Raw genomic sequence first — 16,328 nt, forward strand, 5'->3', positions numbered from 1 at the left:
GCGCCATGTCCGCCGGATTCGCCGCATCATGATCGAACCTGACCCGGCGATTGCCGCGATCGAAAGCGACGCGGTGGACTGCGACGCCGATTTCAGCCTGCCCGGCTGGACCTATCACGACGCCGAATTTCACGCCGCCGAGATGGAGCGGGTGATCCGCCCAAGCTGGCAGATCGTCTGTCACGACAGCGATATTCCTGCCCCCGGCGATTTCCAGACGATCGATTACGCCGGCGAAAGCGTGATCGTGATCCGCGGCGATGACGGCGTTGTCCGCGCCTTCACCAACGTCTGCCGCCACCGTGCTATGCGGCTCGTCGAGGGGCCCGCTGGCTGCGCGAAGAAGCTCGTCTGCCCCTATCACGCGTGGACCTATGGCAGCGACGGCAGCCTGCAGGGCGTGCCGATGAAGGCCGACTATCCGGCGCTGCGGCTGCAGGACAATGGCCTCGCCCCCGTGGCTCTGGAGACATGGCAAGGCTTCTACTTCGTCTGCCTCTCGCCCGCAGGCTTTCCCACGCCCGCTGAAATGATGGCGCCCTTCGAGGCCGAGATCGCACCTTACCGCTTCGCCGAGATGCACCTCTTGGCCCCCGTCCGCCACCGCCCGCGCGCCGTGAACTGGAAGACCGTGGGCGACAATTATTCGGACAACCTGCACATTCCGGTCGCGCATGACGGGCTGAGCCGGCTGGTCGGCGACTCCTACCGGATCGAGGCGCATGGTTGGGTGGACCGGCTGTCCGGCGAAGTCGCGGCCAGCGAAAAGCAGACCTTCTGGGAACGGTTCTACGCCGCGCATCTGCCGCGCGTGGAGCACTTGCCCGACGAGGCACAGCACCGCTGGCTCTACTTCAAGCTCTGGCCGAACATGGCCTTCGATATCTACGCCGACCAGATCGATTTCATGCAGTGGCTGCCCACCGGGCCGACATCGTGTCTGCTGCGCGAAGTTGCCTATGCGCTGCCGGATGAGCGCCGCGAAATGAAACTCGCGCGCTATGCCAACTGGCGGATCAACCGCGTGGTCAATGCCGAAGATACCTGGCTGATTTCCCTCGTGCAGGCGGGCATGGAAAGCCGCAGTTTCACCACCGGGCCGATTGCCACGAGCGAGGTCTGCCTCCGCTCTTTCGCGCGCAAGATCCGCGCGCTGATCCCGCAAGCCCGCTTTCCCCATTCGCCCGCAGCGGGCTGGAGCAAAGAATGACCAAGCACTACGATGCGCTCATCATCGGTGGCGGGCACAATGGCCTGACCTGCGCTTTCTATCTTGCCCGCGCGGGGATGCGGGTGCGGGTGCTCGAACGCCGACATGTCGTGGGCGGCGCGGCGGTGACCGAGGAATTCCATCCCGGCTTCCGCAACTCGACCGCCAGCTACACGGTCAGCCTGCTGCGGCCCAAGGTGATCGCCGACATGAGGCTGCACGATCACGGCTACCGCGTGGTCGAACGCAAGATCTCCAACTTCTTCCCGCTGGAGAATGACTACCTGAAACTGGGCGGCGGGCCCGGCCGGACCGAGGCCGAATTCGCCCGCTTTTCGGCCAAGGACGCCGCCGCCTATCCCGCCTATGACGCGGCGCTGGAAAAGGTCGCGGGCGTCCTGCGTGACCTCTCGCTGCAGGCCCCGCCCAATGTCGGCGGCGGGCTGGCGGCGATTGTCGCGGCGGCGAAGCAGGGCTGGCCGATGGCCAAGCTCGACCTTGCCACCCAGCGCGACCTGCTGGCGATCTTCACCAAGTCCGCGCGCGATTTCCTCGACGGCTGGTTCGAACATGACGTGATCAAGACGGCTTTCGCCTTTGACGCGGTGGTCGGCAATTACGCCGGGGTTTCGACCCCCGGATCGGCCTATGTCCTGCTTCATCACGTCTTTGGCGAGGTCAACGGCAAGCTGGGCGCCTGGGGCCACGCAGTGGGCGGCATGGGCGCGATCACGCAGGCCATGGCGAAGGCCTGCGAACTACAGGGTGTGGAGATCAGCCTTGAAACGCCGGTCGACAAGTTGCTGGTCAGCGGCGGAAAAGCGCGCGGCGTGCGGCTGGAGAGCGGCGAGGAAATCGTCGCGCCCATCGTCGCGGCCAATGTCGGCCCTGCGCTCCTCTACCGCCGACTCGTCGACGAGGCCGATCTCGATGCTGATTTCCGGCAGCGGATCAAGACCTACAAGACCGGTTCGGGCACCTTCCGCATGAATGTCGCGCTGTCCGAATTGCCCGATTTCTCCGTGTTGCCGGGGAAGGAACAGGCCGAGCATCACACCGCCGGCATCATCATCGCGCCGGGCATGGATTACATGGATCAGGCCTTCATCGACGCGCAGCAACACGGCTGGTCGAAGAAGCCGATTGTCGAGATCACCATCCCCTCGACGGTGGATGACAGCCTCGCCCCGCCGGGATGCCATGTCGCCACACTGTTCTGCCAGCAGTACGATCCGGCGCTGGATTGGGACACTCACCGCGAGGCGGCGGCGGATGGGATCATCGATACGATCACCGACCATGCGCCCAACTTCAAGGCCAGCGTCATCGCTCGGCAGATCCACTCCCCGCTCGATCTGGAGCGCAAATTCGGCCTGATCGGCGGCGACATCTTTCACGGCACGATGGGCATCGACCAGCTCTGGGCCGCGCGCCCGGTGTTGGGCCACGGCGACTACCGCGGGCCCATCAAGGGACTCTACATGTGCGGATCGGGCACCCATCCGGGCGGCGGCGTGACCGGCGCGCCGGGGCACAATGCGGCGCAGGCAATCCTTGCCGACCGGCCGCTTATCCGGAAGCTGCTGCGGTCTTAACTTGGGATGGGCGGGGCCGCAGCCAGTAGAGCGGCACGGCGGTCAACATCAGGGCAATGCTGAGCAAGAGGGGCTCCATACCTGAGCCCCACAGCACCCAGCCCGCCGCCAGCAATCCAATCACCGCAGGACCGCGCACAATACCCAGCTTGAGCGCAGCAAGTGTTGCACCGGCATAAAGCCAGACCGTCGCCGCAGTGGTCAGTTGCAGCATGAAGGTCAGCACTCCGGTCAATCCCGGCAATGCGCCGCACATCACCAGGGCGCTGCCCAGCACAGTCGAAAAAAGGATCGCCGCAGTCGGCACGTCGCGGGCGCTGGTGCGAGCGATGAAGGCGGGCAACAGTCCGGCCCGCGCCATACCCAGTGGCACCTCGCCCTGCATCAAAACCCAGCAATTGAGGCAGCCGATGGCCGAAATCGCGGCAAAGGCGGCAACGGCAAGTCCCGCTCCGCGTCCCCAGAAGTTCTGCACGAACAGGGCCACGGGCGCATCGGATGCAGCGACCTCGGCAGGCGGCATGGCCAGCACGATGCCATTGCAGATGACGATGTAGAGCGCCCCGGTAAGCGCCGTGCCGAACAGCGTTGCCCGCAAGACATTGCGCGCCGGATCGCGCACCCGTTCAGCCGCGAGCGAGGCGCTTTCGAAGCCGACGAGCGGGAAGAAGGCGAGCGTCAGCGCGGTGGTCAGTTGCCTTGCTTTGAAGGGGGCCTGCGCATGGCGGGCGAAAGTCGCCGGATCGGTAAACACCAGCCCCCCAACGATCAGCACCACGGCGACGAGCGGCAACAGCTTGAGCACTGTGGTCAGCACCTGAAACCGCCCCGCCCCCCGAGCACCGCCCAGATTGAGCAGGGTCAGCGCCCAGATCAGCGCCGTTGCCGCCAGCGCGGTCGCCAGCGGGGTAGCGGTCAAACCCGGTACGAATTCGGCAAGGTAACGCACGGCGGTAAGCGCGATGATCGCATTGGCTGATATGATGCCGACCCAATAAGACCAGCCGACCAGCACCCCCGGCATCGGCCCGAGCGCATCGCCAACGATCTCGATCATGCCGGTCGATCCGGGCCGCGCGGCGGTCAGTTTCGAGAGCACATAGGCCAGCAGCATGGCGGCGGGAACGGCGATGAACCAGGCCATCATCCCGGTCCAGCCAAAAGGTGCAAGCTGCGCCGGCTGGACGAATATGCCCGCGCCAATCATCCCGCCGACGACCAGCGCGGTCGCGGTCCAGAAGCCGAACGGCCTCTTGTCAGTGCCTTCCATCGAAGTCTCCCCGCGTCCCTGCCCCTAGGTCGTGAAAAGAGTGCAACACGAAACGGGCAGGCTGTCGAGGTAATCCGCCTCAGTCAGGCAGCTTGCAGATATCCACCCACTCGCCGCCGACCAGTTCGGCCAACCGCTGCGGCGAGATTTCGACCGACGATGTGCGCGATCCTGCTGCCGGGAACACTGTCTCGTAAGCGAGCAGCGACCGGTCGCAAACGATGGCCACCGGGTTCGCCAGCCCGAAGGGGCATACCCCGCCGACGGCGTGGCCGGTCAGTTCCAGCGTCGCATCGGCATCGAGCATCCGCGGCCGTCCGCCGAGTTCCGCCTTGCACTTGGCATTGTCCAGCCGCGCATCGCCGCGCGCGACGAGGAGCATCGGCGTGTCGCCCACGCGGAACGCCAGCGTCTTGGCAATGCGGCCCGGCTCGACGCCAAGCGCCTCTGCTGCTTCAGTCACGGTCGCGGTGCTCACGCCCTGATCGATCAACGCGATGTCAGGCGCGTGTTCGGCCAGCCAGGCGCGCACGCTGGCCTCGCTCATTCGTCAGGATCGCCAAAACGTTCGAGGCGGAAGGCGGCCTTGAGGTATTCCTCCGCCGCCGCTTTCAGCTGCGGGTGCTTGGCGAAGGCATCGGCGGGCAGCGGCGCATGGCCCAGCCCTTCGAGCAGGGTCCATAGCGCGAACTTGCGCCCCTCTTCGCGTTCCAGCTCAAACCCCAGCCGCAGCCGTTCGATCCCCAGCGCGAAGTCTTCCTGCGTCAGGGTCGACGGGTCTTCGGTTTCGAAGAAATGCAGGAACAGCGCGTCGAGGTCCATCAGAGCCAGCCGAGCGCGCCCGCGCCCCAGACGGCCGCGCCGCCGATGGCCAGCGCCAGCGCGTAACCGGGCCAGCGCCGGTCGCCCCTGCGTTCCCAGACCAGTTCGACCTCAGGCAGAGGCCGCTGTTCGGGCGCGCCGCCCTTGGCCGGGAAACGGTCTTCGATCCGGCGCAACAATTCGGGCAGGCGCAGCAACGTTTCGGCATCGGTGCGAAGGCGATCCGCCAGTGCCGCCTCGGGGCCGAGTTCGTCGCGGATCCAGCCCTTCACGAAGGGGCCGGACACGTCCCACATGTTGATTTCGGGATCGAGCGAGGTGGCCAGCCCCTCAACCATCACCATCGTCTTCTGCAGCAGCAGCAGGTGCGGCTGGACCTGCATATCGAAATCGCGGGTGATGGCGAACAGGCCGTCGAGCATCCCGCCGACCGAAAGCTCGCTCACCGGCTTGCCGCGCATCGGTTCGCCGACCGCGCGCAGGGCCGTCGCGAATTCGTCCACGGAGTGGTGCGAGGGCACGTACTGCGCCTCGAAATGGATCTCGGCAACGCGGCGGTAATTGCCGGTCGTCAGGCCATAAAGGATCTCTGCCAGCCACAGCCGCGCGCGGCGGTCGATCCGGCCCATGATGCCGAAATCGATCGCTGCAATCGTGCCGTCTGCTTCGACGAACAGGTTGCCCTGATGCATGTCGGCATGGAAAAATCCGGCGCTGATCGCTTGCGTCAGGAACGAGAGCACCAGCCGCTGCGCCAGTTCGGGCAGGTCGATACCGCCAGCGCGCAAGGCATCGAGGTTCGACAGCTTGGTGCCGTCGATCCACGCAATCGTCATGACAGTGCCGCAAGTGCGGTCCCAATCGATGTCGGGCACGCGGTAACCGGCATAGCCGTTCATCGCGTCGGCCAGTTCGGAAGCGGAAGCTGCCTCGCGCCGCAGGTCGAGCTCGCGTGAGGTCCAGCGCTTGAAATTGTCGATCACCGCGCGGGGGCGCAGGCGTGTCGCTTCGCCGCCCATCGCCTCAAGGTGCGCGGCGGCCCATTCGTAAGTCTCGATATCGCGGGCGAACTTTTCGCGGATGCCCGGGCGCAGGACCTTTACCGCCACGTGCCGCCCGTCGGTGGTGATCCCGCGGTGAACCTGCGCGACCGATGCCGAGCCGACCGGATCGGTATCGAGCGAAAGGAACATTTCGCTCACGGGCTTGCCGAAACCCGACTCGATTGCCTGTTCGATTGCCGCGAATGGCAGCGGCGGCAGGCTGTCCTGCAGGGTCAGCAGGTTGCGCGCGGCCTCCTCGCCAACAAGGTCAGGCCGGGTGGCAAGGCTTTGCCCCAGCTTGATCGCCGCCGGGCCGATGGCCTGAAAGGCACCGGCATAGTCAGGCACGCGTGGCTGGAACGTGCCCAGTCGCGCCAGCCGCACCAGCCGCTTGACCTGTTTCGGCGCGTTGCGATCATTCTCGATCCCGCGCAGCGCCCCGTGCCTGGCCAGCACGCGGCCCCAGCGCAGCAGGCGCAATATGTGGGTAGCGGGTGAGGTCATGAGTGCAGGCAGATAACCAAAGAAAACTCGTCATTCCCGCGCAGGCGGGAACCTATCTCCCACCCGTCGTTCTGGCCGAAAACGCCGGAGATGGATTCCCGCCTGCGCGGGGATGACGAAGGTTTTGTGCGAACCGCCATCAAATCTTCCACCCCGAGTGAATCGCCACCAGCCCGCCAAGGATCGGCTCCACCTTGGTCCGGGCGAACCCAGCCTCGCGGATCATGCCTTCGAATTCACGCATCGGCGGGAAGCGGCGGATCGATTCGATCAGGTAGCGATAGGACTCGGCGTCCCCGGCGATCTTCTCACCCAGCCACGGCACCAGCTTATGCGAATAGGCATCGTAGACTTCCTTGAAGCCGGGCCATTCAGTGGTCGAGAATTCGAGGCAATAGAACCGTCCTCCGTGCTTCAACACGCGGTGCGCCTCGGCCAGTGCCTTGTCGATGCGAGTGACGTTGCGGATGCCGAAAGCGATGGTGTAGGCATCGAAGAAGCGGTCCGGAAAGGTCAGTTCCTCGGCATTCTGGCGCGACCAGACAAGGTCGTCAAAGCCCCTCTCCATCGCGCGTTCGATGCCGACGTCGAGCATGTCCTGATTGATGTCGGACACGGTGATAGTCGCGCCGCGCTCGGCCATGCGGAAGGCAATGTCGCCGGTGCCGCCCGCCATGTCGAGGATCTGCTCGCCCTCGCGCGGTTTGACCCGGCGGACGAACTGATCCTTCCACAATCGGTGCATTCCGCCCGACATGGCGTCGTTCATCACATCGTACTTCTTCGCCACCGCAGAAAATACCGCGCCGACACGGGCGGTCTTTTCCTCTATGGGCACGTCTTCGTAGCCGAAGGAAACCTGATCATTCATGCGCCGTGCCTTAGGGGAGTTTGTGTTGCGGGCAAAGAGTGATCGTGCGTCCTCCCGGGCCCTTCGGCGAAGCTCAGGATAGACTTGACCCGGGACCGCTGGCCTCTAGGTCGGAACACCCCGCCAGCGATCCCGGCGCGGGGGCCGGGATGACGAGAAAACCCATGCCTGAGTTACCCGAAGTCGAAACCACCGTGCGCGGCCTTGCGCGCTATCTCGAGGGCGAACGCATCGCCCGCGTGACGCTCAACCGGGCCGACCTGCGCCGGCCTTTCCCGGAAGGACTCGTGCAGAGCCTGACCGGGGCAACAGTGACCTCGCTCGGCCGACGGGCGAAATATGGCCTGATCCATACCGACCGTGACCATACCATGGTGTTCCACCTTGGCATGAGCGGGCGCTGGCGGATCGAGCCGGAAACGCCCGACAAGCACGACCATCTGGTGCTGGAAACCGGCGCTGGCCACGTACTGGCGCTTAACGATGCGCGGCGGTTTGGTTCAGTCGATCTGGTCGATACGGCTGGCCTTTATCAGTGGCCCGCCTTCGCCGCGCTTGGCCCTGAGCCGCTTGGCGAGGACCTGACCACGCAGCACCTGGCCGCAGCGTTCAAGGGGCGTGCAGCGCCGGTGAAACCCCTGCTGCTCGACCAGAGAATCGTTGCGGGCCTAGGCAACATCTACGTCTGCGAAGCGCTGCTGCGCGCCGGCATCCGGCCCGACAAGGCCGCAGGATCGATCAGCCGCAAGGCGATTGATCGGCTGGTGCCCGAGATCAAGGCCGTGCTTTCCGAATCGATCGAGGCGGGCGGCTCGACCATTCGGGATTATGCCCAGCCCAACGGCGAACTCGGCTATTTCGCGGCGAACTGGCGGGTCTATGGCCGCGAGGCACAGCCTTGCCTGCATTGTGGCACCCCGGTACAACGCATGGTGCAAGGCGGGCGCAGCACGTTCTGGTGTGCCAAATGCCAGAAATGAAGCACCGTTTGGCAAGACTCCCGCTTGACGATTCGGAGGCCGCTCGCTAAGGGCCGCGCTTTCCCGGCGGGCTTCGGTTCGCCTTCCTTGCAGTTTTTCCAGCATTCCGGCTGCTCCGGCGGCCCCCAGAAGACGAGAGTCAGACACACATGGCCAATACGCCGCAAGCCAAGAAGCGCATCCGTCGCAATGAAAAGCGCGCCGAAATCAACGGCAACCGCATCGGTCGCATCCGCACCTTCGTGAAGAAGGTCGAATCGGCGATCGCCGGCGGTGACAAGACCGCTGCTGCGGACGCGCTCAAGGCGGCACAGCCTGAACTGGCTCGGGGCGTTGCCCGCGGCGTGCTTCACAAGAACACTGCCAGCCGCAAGCTTTCGCGTCTGACCAAGGCCGTTTCGGGCCTCTGATCCGGCCTGCGCCGCGGGCTTGTCCGCGCGCACCGAAACAGACCAAAAATCGATGAAGGCCGGGGCCAAAACCCCGGCCTTTTCGTTTGCCTGCAGAAGGCGTCACAAGACCGCCATGAAAGTGCTTGAATTTCCGTGATTCGGCACCCGAAACTGGCAAAATCGACGTAATTCCGCCAGTTTCAATTGTTACAGTTGCATTTCAGCGGGTCCTTCAGAGTCAAGGCGATTATTATTATTTTTTGGCTTTATCCCCCCTTGCCCTGAAGGCCGTCACCGAGTTTAATCCTGCTTGTCCGACGGAGAGATTCTCTCTTTCCGAAGGGCCCACAGATTCGGAACGAGACTGCATGAACGCTTGGGGCAAGCTGCCTCAACGGTCGTCGGTTTGCGTCCGAATGCCCGGTCGCTGGGGAGCCCGGGCACGTTACCTTCGGGGGAGGGTGCGGTCTCTGTGTCGCAATGGGGTGGGGGCAGCGCGCTTTTCGCGATGGTCCGGTATGTTATTATGAGTGGAGACCAGGCCGTGAAGGGCAAAGCAAACGGATCGCGCATCGAAGACCAGGACGCGCTCGATCTGGCCGCCGACTGGGCGGATATCAGCCAGGGCCTGCGCAAGGACCTTGGCCATCAGCTTCACAGCCAGTGGATCAAGCCGATTCAGCCCGGCACTTTCTGCAAGGAAACCGGTACACTGGACCTGTTCCTGCCAACCGAATTTTCCGCCAACTGGGTTTCAGACCGGTTTTCCGATCGGCTTTCACTCGCATGGAAGATCGCCCGGCCCGACGTGCGCCATGTGCGTGTTGCCGTGCACCCCGGCCGTCGCGGCATGCCTGACCTGCGCCTCGGCGATTCGCGCCGCCCGGCCAATGACGGCGCGCCTTCGGGTTCGATGCCGCAGGGCGGCCAGCTTTCGATGGCCAGCGGCGATTTCGGCGGCATGGCCAATGATGCGCTCGGCCTCGGCACGATGGGGCTTGATCCCTCGCTGACCTTTACCAGTTTCGTCACTGGCGGCTCGAACGTGCTGGCCTGCAACGCAGCGCAGCGCATGGCGGCCACCGAAACGCCGCAGTTCGCGCCGCTCTATCTCAAGGCGGCGACCGGTCAGGGCAAGACTCACCTGCTCCATGCCATCGGCCACGCCTTCCTCGCCACGCATCCGCGGGCGCGCATCTTCTACTGCTCTGCCGAACGTTTCATGGTCGAATTCGTCCAGGCGCTGCGTCAGGGCCAGATGATCGAGTTCAAGTCACGCCTGCGCGGGTTCGACCTGCTGATGGTTGACGATATCCAGTTCATCATCGGCAAGGCTTCGGCGCAGGAAGAGCTGCTCTATACGATCGATGCCCTGCTCGCCGAAGGCAAGCGACTGGTTTTCGCCGCCGACCGCGCCCCGCAGGCGCTCGACGGGGTGGAACAGCGCCTGCTTTCGCGCCTGTCGATGGGCCTCGTCGCCGACATCATGCCCGCCGACATCGAACTGCGCCGCATGATCCTCGAACATCGCCTCGCGCGGTTCTCGTCGCCGACCGAAGTGCCTTCGGACGTCATCGAATTCCTTGCCCGCACGATCAACCGCAACGTGCGTGAACTGGTGGGCGGGCTGAACAAGCTGATCGCCTATGCCCAGCTGACCGGACAGGCCGTTTCGCTGCAATTGGCCGAGGAACAGCTCACCGACATCCTCTCGGCCAACCGCCGCCGCATCACCATCGATGAAATCCAGCGCACTGTCTGCCAGTTCTACCGCGTTGACCGCACCGAAATGGCCAGCAAGCGCCGCGCCCGCGCGGTCGTCCGCCCGCGCCAGGTGGCGATGTACCTCGCCAAGGTGCTCACCCCGCGCTCGTACCCGGAAATCGGCCGCAAGTTCGGCGGGCGCGACCACTCGACCGTGATCCACGCCGTGCGCCTGATCGAAGACCTGCGCACCCGCGACGCCGATATGGACGGCGACGTGCGCTCGCTGCTGCGCCAGCTCGAAAGCTGAAGCATGGCGATTACTGTCTTGATCCGGAATAACGGCGACGGTGAATTGGTTGGACCGTTTGTACTTCAATCCAAACCATCAGTTCATGAAATGGTTACGGTCCCTTGGGCCGCTGATCCTTCGGGCGTCAGAATTTTCCAGATCGAAGAAATTGCTCACATCGCTCAAGGCGCGACCAATGAGGCAAGTGAAGATTGCATGGCTCATTCGATTTTGAGCGGATTCGAAATCACATAATTTGAAAGAATACTGGTGGATCTAGTCTAGGCGACTATTAGAATCTCCACCGGATCGAGCCCGTCGATCCCGCCATGCAACCTGTCGGTCCGGACCACCGGGCCGACACCTGCCGGCGTGCCGGTGTAAATCAGGTCGCCCGCCTGCAAGTGATAGTACTTTGACAGGTCGGCGATCAGTTCAGGGACGCTCCACACCAGATCGGCCAGCGTCTGATCCTGCCGCACCTCGCCATTGACGCTGAGCCAGATGCGCTGATTGGCAAGTTCCCCGAACTCCGCCGCTGGCGTGATGGCTGCGATAATCGCCGCGTTTTCAAAGTCCTTGCCGGTATCCCACGGCCGCTGCTTGGCTTTTGCAGCGTTCTGCAAATCGCGCCGCGTCATGTCGAGCCCGCAGGCATAGCCGAATACGTGGTCCATGGCGCGGGCCGGGGCAATTTCGAAACCGGGAGCCCCGATCGCGACGACCAGTTCCATCTCGTGATGCAGGTCCGCCGTCCCCGGCGCATAGGGCACGCTTGCCCCAGTCAGCGTCAGCGCTGCCGGGCTCTTGGTAAAATAGAACGGCGCCTCGCGGTCAGCCGTGGTGCCCATTTCCTGCGCGTGGGCTTCGTAATTGCGCCCGACGCAGAAAATCCGGTGCACCGGGAATCGCGCATCGGTGCCGCGCACCGGCACGGCGGGAATGGCGGGCAGGCTAAACAGCAGGTCAGGCATTGCTTTTCCCTTGAACAGAGCCCCTGCGCTGCCTCCCGCCCTGCCCCCTGTCAATCCCGACCTGACAAGTGCCTCGTTCCCCTCTAGGCTGCGCGCCATGCCCTTTACCGACTCCCCCATGCTCGAACATATCAACCAGCCGGTCATGCTGCTGGAGGATGACATCGTCCGCTTTGCCAATGCAGCGGCGCGCGCCATTCTGGGCGGCCATGTCGTCGGGCAGGACGTGCGCATCGCGGTGCGCATTCCTCAGGCTCTGTCCGTGATCGCCGCGCCGCAAGGCGGCACCGCGCGGATCGAGGGGCTATCAGGCCGTGGCAGTCAGTGGGATCTGGCGTGCCATCCACTGACTGCGCGCCGCAAGATGGTGGTGCTGGAAGACTTGTCGGTCCGGGTCAGCGTTGCCAAGGCCCACGCCGATTTCGTCGCCAATGCCAGTCACGAACTGCGCACACCGCTGGCGGCGGTCTTGGGCTATGTCGAGACGCTTGAGGATGACAAGGCCGGCGGCGATCCGGATACGCGGAAGCGTTTCCTTGGGATCATCCGGCACGAGGCGCAGCGGATGCGCGCTCTGGTCGAGGATCTGATGTCACTTTCGCGGATCGAGGCAGTCAAGCACGATGCGCCCACCGATTCGGTCGACATCGCCGCGCTGGTGCGCGAGGCCGCAGGCGAGGTGCAGGACCGCGCCAAGGTGGTGATTACCGGCAATTGCGACAGCGCCATTGTCGCCGGTGATCGCGGCCAGCTGGCGCAGGTGCTCCGCAACCTCGTCGATAATGCGATCAAATATGGCAAGGCTGACAGCCCCGTGCGGATCGAGGTTGATAACAGTGGTTCGGGCCGGATCGCCATTTCCATCTCCGACGACGGCGAAGGCATTGCCCCTGAACACCTGCCGCGCCTGACCGAGCGCTTTTACCGCGTCGATGCCGGGCGCAGCCGCGCCGCTGGCGGCACCGGGCTGGGCCTTGCCATCGTCAAGCACATCGCCGAACGCCATCGCGGTTGGTTCGATATCTCCAGCCGGCCCGGCCAGGGCACCACGGCAACGGTCATTTTACCGCTCAAGAAGGAAAATGCGCCGTCTGCTTGACGGCCGCTACCACGAATTTCCGCGACTTGTTCGAGTGTCACAAGACTGTCACGGAAGCGCAATATCTCTACCGGCGATTCGCAAGAAAGGTTCCCATAATGCGCTTTAAGACGCTGGCATTTGTCGCCATTTCCTCAGCCGCTCTCACCGCTTGTGGCGGCGGTGGCTCGTCCTCCAGCCGTGATGCCGCCTGGGCTGTCGGCTCATCCACGCTTTACCCCTTCGCCTCGGCTGTTGCGGAAGAAACCGCCAAGTCGGGTGTCAAGGCGCCCAAGGTTGAACAGAACGGCACCGGTTCGGGCATCAAGCTGTTCTGCGCCGGCGTCGGTGCAACGCACCCCGACATCGCCGATGCCTCGCGCCGGATCAAGAAGTCCGAGTTCGAGGAATGCGTGAAAAACGGCGTCAAGGACATCGCCGAAATCCAGGTCGGGCTTGATGGCATCGCCTTTGCCGAGGCCAAGGAAGGCCCGGCAATGAAGCTGACCCCGACCGACGTCTACAAGGCACTGGCCGCCAATCCCTTTGGCAAGCCCAACACCGCCAAGAACTGGAGCGATGTGAACCCCGCCCTGCCGGCGATCCCCATCCTCGTCTATGGTCCGCCCTCGACTTCGGGCACCCGCGACGCGCTGGCCGAGCTGATCCTGACCAAGGGCTGCGACAGCGACCCGGCGATGAAGGTGCTCAAGGAAAGCGACAAGGACGCCCACAAGAAGACCTGCACCGAAGTCCGCGAAGACGGCGCCTATGTCGATTCGGGTGAGGCCGACAACCTGATCGTCCAGAAGATCGCCGCCAATCCCAAGGCCATCGGCATCTTCGGCTTCTCGTTCCTTGAAGAGAACATGGACAAGCTGAAAGGCGTGCCGATGAACGGCATCGACCCGACCTATGCCTCGATCTCGGACTTCTCCTATCCCGGCGCACGCCCGCTCTACATCTATGTGAAGCTGGCGCACCTGAACGCCATTCCCGGCCTCAAGGAATTTGTCGCCGCCTGGGCCAAGTCGTGGGGCCCTGATGGCCTGCTGAAGAGCAAGGGCATGGTCATTTCGACTGAGGACGTCCGCAACAAGAACGCCGAACTGGCGGCGAAGCTTGTCCCGATGGACGCCTCGGGCCTCAAGTAAGACCGATGCATCCGGCAATAGTCCTGGCTATGTTACTTGCGCTCGGGGGCGTGTCCTGGTGGACCGCACGCTCCCGGGCGCAAGGCCTGTATACGGGCCGCGGCTCGCTCAAGGCCATGCCCAATTACCACGGCTGGCACATGGCACTTTGGGTGCTGGTCCCGGCGCTGATCGGCTGGGCCGTGTGGAACGGCGTCGCCACCGGCCTCGTCCGCGCCGCGTTGCTCGCCGATCCTGCTGCCTCGATCCTGCCGGCGATGGACATGGAGCGCGACGCCATTGTCAACGAGGCGCTGGCCGCGGCGCGTAATGGCGGTTTTGGTGCCTTCCGGGCCGAGGCGTCGCAGCTCGTTCCGGCCGCGAAAGCGATCCTCACGCGCTTTGACCTGATCGGCGCCGCGCTGGTTGCCGTGCTGGCTTTCGCTGGCGGTGCTTTCGGCTTCACCCGCGTGCGGGCCGATTTCCCGGCGCGCACCCGCGTGGAGCGCGGGGTGCTTGGCCTGCTGCTCGCGGCAAGCTCGGTCGCCATCCTGACAACTGTCGGCATTATCGGGTCGCTGGTTTTTGAGGCGGCGCGGTTCTTTACCTTTGTCAGCCCGATCGACTTCCTGTTCGGAACCAACTGGAACCCCGATCCGTTCGCGCCGATCACGCCTGAAATCGGCGAAAAGCTGGGCGCCTTGCCGCTGTTCTGGGGCACGCTGTTCATCGGTGCGATCATCGCCATGATCGTCGCCGTGCCGCTCGGCCTGATGAGCGCGATCTTCCTCACCCAATATGCCAGCGCGCGTTTTCGCCGCTGGGTGAAGCCAATCCTCGAGATTCTCGCCGGTGTTCCAACCGTGGTTTACGGCTATTTCGCCGCGCTCACCGTGGCCTCTGATCCGCGATTTTGGCACGGCCATCGGCATTGCCAACCCGACGACCGAAAGCGCACTGGCCGCCGGTCTCGTCATGGGCGTGATGATCGTGCCCTTCGTCTCCTCGATGGCCGATGATGCCATCGCCGCTGTGCCACAATCGATGCGCGACGGCAGCCTGGCGATGGGTGCGACCAAGTCGGAAACGATCAAGAAAGTGCTGATCCCCGCCGCGCTGCCCGGCATCGTCGCTGGCGTGATGCTGGCGATCAGCCGCGCTATCGGTGAAACGATGATCGTGTTCATGGCCGCCGGCGCTGCCGCGCGCCTTTCTGCCAATCCGTTCGAATCGATGACCACGGTGACGTACCAGATCGCCCGCCTGCTGACCGGAGACGGCGATTTCAGCCACCCGTCCACGCTCTCCGCCTTTGCGCTGGGGCTGGTCCTGTTTGTCGTCACCCTCGCGCTCAACATCGTCGCACTTCGCGTCGTCAAGAAGTACCGGGAAGCGTATGACTGAGCCCGCCGTCCCCCCTCAGGTGTCAACGTGGAACAGCCCGGAAATGGCGAAGCGACTGCAAGGCCGCTACGCCGCCGAACGCCGCTTCAAGGCGATTGGCGCAGGCGCGGTCGCGCTAAGCCTGTCGTTCCTCGCTTTCCTGCTGTTCATCATGCTGCGCGACGGTCTCGGCGGAATCGACTGGTCGTTCCTCACCGGATCGGATTCGACCGAGGCCGCCACGGCCGGTATCTGGGGCGCATTCAAGGGATCGTTGCTGACCATGGGCGTCACGCTGGCGTTGTCGTTCCCGCTCGGCGTGCTGGCGGCGGTCTATCTCGAACAGTTCGCCCCGCGCAGCCGCTGGACCGACTGGGTTGAGGTATCGATCAACAACCTTGCCGCCGTGCCCTCGATCATCTTCGGCCTGCTCGGCCTTGCCGTGTTCATCCAGGTTATGGGCCTGCCGCGAAGTTCGGCGCTCGTCGGTGGCATGACCCTGGCGCTGATGACCATGCCGGTCATCGTCATCGCCGGACGCAATGCGATCAAGGCCGTGCCGCCGTCGATCAAGGACGCCGCGCTGGCCGTCGGCGCAAGCCCGGTTCAGGCCGTGTTCCACCACGTTCTGCCGCTGGCGCTGCCCGGCATCCTCACCGGCACAATCATCGGCATGGCCCGCGCGCTGGGCGAAACCGCGCCGCTGCTGATCATCGGCATGCGCGTCTTCGCTTCCGCACCGCCCGAGGGCGTGACCGACACGGCAACCGTCCTGCCGATGCAGATCTTCCTGTGGTCCGATGAAATCGACCAGGCCTTCGTGCAGAACACCTCTGCTGCGATTATCGTCCTGCTGGCCTTCCTGCTCGCGATGAACGGGCTGGCCATCTACCTCCGCAACCGCTTCGAAACACGCTGGTAAACATGACAGAGACGAACCGAATTTCCGCCCGCAACGTCAAGGTCTTCTATGGCGAGAAGCAGGCGATCAACGATGTCTCGATCGACATCGCCAGCGAACACGTGACCGCCTTCATCGGCCCGTCGGGCTGCGGCAAGAGCACCTTCCTGCGCGTG

16 protein-coding genes and 1 pseudogene are annotated in these 16,328 nt (G+C 64.2%); 11 read left to right on the forward strand and 6 right to left on the reverse strand.

Going from position 1 to position 16,328, the window contains the following annotated elements:
- Positions 1–28: 28 nt before the first annotated feature.
- Both RMO89_RS16625 and RMO89_RS16630 read left to right on the forward strand, forming a co-directional pair.
- Positions 29–1,210: an aromatic ring-hydroxylating dioxygenase subunit alpha gene (locus RMO89_RS16625; RefSeq protein WP_310534526.1), complete on the forward strand. Its 1,182-nt coding sequence runs from the start codon at positions 29–31 to the stop codon at positions 1,208–1,210.
- Positions 1,207–2,805 (forward strand): NAD(P)/FAD-dependent oxidoreductase, encoded by a 1,599-nt coding sequence (locus RMO89_RS16630; RefSeq protein ID WP_310534527.1) that lies wholly within the window; start codon positions 1,207–1,209, stop codon positions 2,803–2,805. The genes RMO89_RS16625 and RMO89_RS16630 overlap by 4 nt, the downstream gene beginning before the upstream one ends.
- Here RMO89_RS16630 and RMO89_RS16635 read toward each other — a convergent pair.
- The 5 genes from RMO89_RS16635 to RMO89_RS16655 form a co-directional block, all read right to left on the reverse strand.
- Positions 2,780–4,075, reverse strand: coding sequence for an amino acid permease (locus tag RMO89_RS16635; protein ID WP_310534528.1), 1,296 nt, complete (start codon positions 4,073–4,075; stop codon positions 2,780–2,782). The two genes, RMO89_RS16630 and RMO89_RS16635, sit on opposite strands and share 26 nt — an antisense overlap.
- 79 nt (positions 4,076–4,154) lie before the next feature.
- Positions 4,155–4,622, reverse strand: a complete 468-nt coding sequence (locus tag RMO89_RS16640; RefSeq protein WP_310534529.1) for a YbaK/EbsC family protein — start codon at positions 4,620–4,622, stop codon at positions 4,155–4,157.
- Positions 4,619–4,897, reverse strand: a complete 279-nt coding sequence (locus RMO89_RS16645) for a hypothetical protein (RefSeq protein WP_310534530.1) — start codon at positions 4,895–4,897, stop codon at positions 4,619–4,621. Before RMO89_RS16645 ends, RMO89_RS16640 begins: the two co-directional genes overlap by 4 nt.
- Complete coding sequence (gene ubiB, locus RMO89_RS16650; protein ID WP_310534531.1) at positions 4,897–6,444, reverse strand: 2-polyprenylphenol 6-hydroxylase; 1,548 nt, start codon at positions 6,442–6,444, stop codon at positions 4,897–4,899. Before ubiB ends, RMO89_RS16645 begins: the two co-directional genes overlap by 1 nt.
- Before the next feature lie 139 nt (positions 6,445–6,583).
- Complete coding sequence (locus tag RMO89_RS16655) at positions 6,584–7,315, reverse strand: class I SAM-dependent methyltransferase (RefSeq protein WP_310534532.1); 732 nt, start codon at positions 7,313–7,315, stop codon at positions 6,584–6,586.
- 164 nt (positions 7,316–7,479) lie between these two features.
- On the opposite strand from RMO89_RS16655, the gene mutM reads away from it, so the two are divergent.
- The 4 genes from mutM (at position 7,480) to RMO89_RS16675 (ending at position 10,938) form a co-directional block, all read left to right on the forward strand.
- Positions 7,480–8,295 (forward strand): bifunctional DNA-formamidopyrimidine glycosylase/DNA-(apurinic or apyrimidinic site) lyase, encoded by an 816-nt coding sequence (gene mutM / locus RMO89_RS16660; protein ID WP_310534533.1) that lies wholly within the window; start codon positions 7,480–7,482, stop codon positions 8,293–8,295.
- Positions 8,296–8,444: 149 nt separating this feature from the next.
- Positions 8,445–8,705 carry a 30S ribosomal protein S20 gene (gene rpsT / locus RMO89_RS16665; RefSeq protein WP_310534535.1) on the forward strand — a complete coding sequence of 87 codons (261 nt, stop codon included), beginning with the start codon at positions 8,445–8,447 and terminating at the stop codon, positions 8,703–8,705.
- 526 nt (positions 8,706–9,231) lie between these two features.
- On the forward strand, positions 9,232–10,701 hold the full coding sequence (gene dnaA / locus RMO89_RS16670; RefSeq protein WP_310534537.1) for a chromosomal replication initiator protein DnaA: 1,470 nt from the start codon (positions 9,232–9,234) through the stop codon (positions 10,699–10,701).
- A 3-nt stretch (positions 10,702–10,704) separates the two neighbouring features.
- Positions 10,705–10,938: a hypothetical protein gene (locus RMO89_RS16675; protein ID WP_310534539.1), complete on the forward strand. Its 234-nt coding sequence runs from the start codon at positions 10,705–10,707 to the stop codon at positions 10,936–10,938.
- 26 nt (positions 10,939–10,964) lie between these two features.
- Here the strand turns inward: RMO89_RS16675 and RMO89_RS16680 are convergent, their stop codons facing one another.
- On the reverse strand, positions 10,965–11,657 hold the full coding sequence (locus RMO89_RS16680; protein ID WP_310534540.1) for a fumarylacetoacetate hydrolase family protein: 693 nt from the start codon (positions 11,655–11,657) through the stop codon (positions 10,965–10,967).
- Between the two features lie 97 nt (positions 11,658–11,754).
- Here RMO89_RS16680 and RMO89_RS16685 point away from each other — a divergent pair, with 97 nt between their 5' ends.
- From RMO89_RS16685 to RMO89_RS16705, 5 genes and pseudogenes are all read left to right on the forward strand, one after another.
- Positions 11,755–12,756: an ATP-binding protein gene (locus tag RMO89_RS16685; protein ID WP_310534541.1), complete on the forward strand. Its 1,002-nt coding sequence runs from the start codon at positions 11,755–11,757 to the stop codon at positions 12,754–12,756.
- A 95-nt stretch (positions 12,757–12,851) separates the two neighbouring features.
- On the forward strand, positions 12,852–13,889 hold the full coding sequence (locus tag RMO89_RS16690; protein WP_409035572.1) for a substrate-binding domain-containing protein: 1,038 nt from the start codon (positions 12,852–12,854) through the stop codon (positions 13,887–13,889).
- A 5-nt stretch (positions 13,890–13,894) separates the two neighbouring features.
- Positions 13,895–15,272: pseudogene (gene pstC, locus RMO89_RS16695) on the forward strand (phosphate ABC transporter permease subunit PstC).
- Between the two features lie 43 nt (positions 15,273–15,315).
- A complete protein-coding gene (pstA, locus tag RMO89_RS16700) occupies positions 15,316–16,173 on the forward strand; it encodes a phosphate ABC transporter permease PstA (RefSeq protein WP_310534544.1) in 858 nt (285 codons plus the stop codon).
- A 2-nt stretch (positions 16,174–16,175) separates the two neighbouring features.
- The coding region (locus tag RMO89_RS16705; RefSeq protein WP_310534546.1) for an ATP-binding cassette domain-containing protein at positions 16,176–16,328 on the forward strand (153 nt) is incomplete at its 3' end.

It is taken from the genome of Novosphingobium sp., from assembly GCF_031424035.1.
Lineage (GTDB): Bacteria > Pseudomonadota > Alphaproteobacteria > Sphingomonadales > Sphingomonadaceae > Novosphingobium.

Bases quoted from the DNA above. Each gene is read 5' to 3' on its own strand.
- RMO89_RS16625 (WP_310534526.1), top strand. From the start codon at position 29: ATGATCGAACCTGACCCGGCGATTGCCGCGATCGAAAGCGACGCGGTG.
- RMO89_RS16630 (WP_310534527.1), top strand. From the start codon at position 1,207: ATGACCAAGCACTACGATGCGCTCATCATCGGTGGCGGGCACAATGGC.
- RMO89_RS16635 (WP_310534528.1), bottom strand. From the start codon at position 4,075: ATGGAAGGCACTGACAAGAGGCCGTTCGGCTTCTGGACCGCGACCGCG.
- RMO89_RS16640 (WP_310534529.1), bottom strand. From the start codon at position 4,622: ATGAGCGAGGCCAGCGTGCGCGCCTGGCTGGCCGAACACGCGCCTGAC.
- RMO89_RS16645 (WP_310534530.1), bottom strand. From the start codon at position 4,897: ATGGACCTCGACGCGCTGTTCCTGCATTTCTTCGAAACCGAAGACCCG.
- ubiB (WP_310534531.1), bottom strand. From the start codon at position 6,444: ATGACCTCACCCGCTACCCACATATTGCGCCTGCTGCGCTGGGGCCGC.
- RMO89_RS16655 (WP_310534532.1), bottom strand. From the start codon at position 7,315: ATGAATGATCAGGTTTCCTTCGGCTACGAAGACGTGCCCATAGAGGAA.
- mutM (WP_310534533.1), top strand. From the start codon at position 7,480: ATGCCTGAGTTACCCGAAGTCGAAACCACCGTGCGCGGCCTTGCGCGC.
- rpsT (WP_310534535.1), top strand. From the start codon at position 8,445: ATGGCCAATACGCCGCAAGCCAAGAAGCGCATCCGTCGCAATGAAAAG.
- RMO89_RS16675 (WP_310534539.1), top strand. From the start codon at position 10,705: ATGGCGATTACTGTCTTGATCCGGAATAACGGCGACGGTGAATTGGTT.
- RMO89_RS16680 (WP_310534540.1), bottom strand. From the start codon at position 11,657: ATGCCTGACCTGCTGTTTAGCCTGCCCGCCATTCCCGCCGTGCCGGTG.
- RMO89_RS16685 (WP_310534541.1), top strand. From the start codon at position 11,755: ATGCCCTTTACCGACTCCCCCATGCTCGAACATATCAACCAGCCGGTC.
- pstA (WP_310534544.1), top strand. From the start codon at position 15,316: ATGGCGAAGCGACTGCAAGGCCGCTACGCCGCCGAACGCCGCTTCAAG.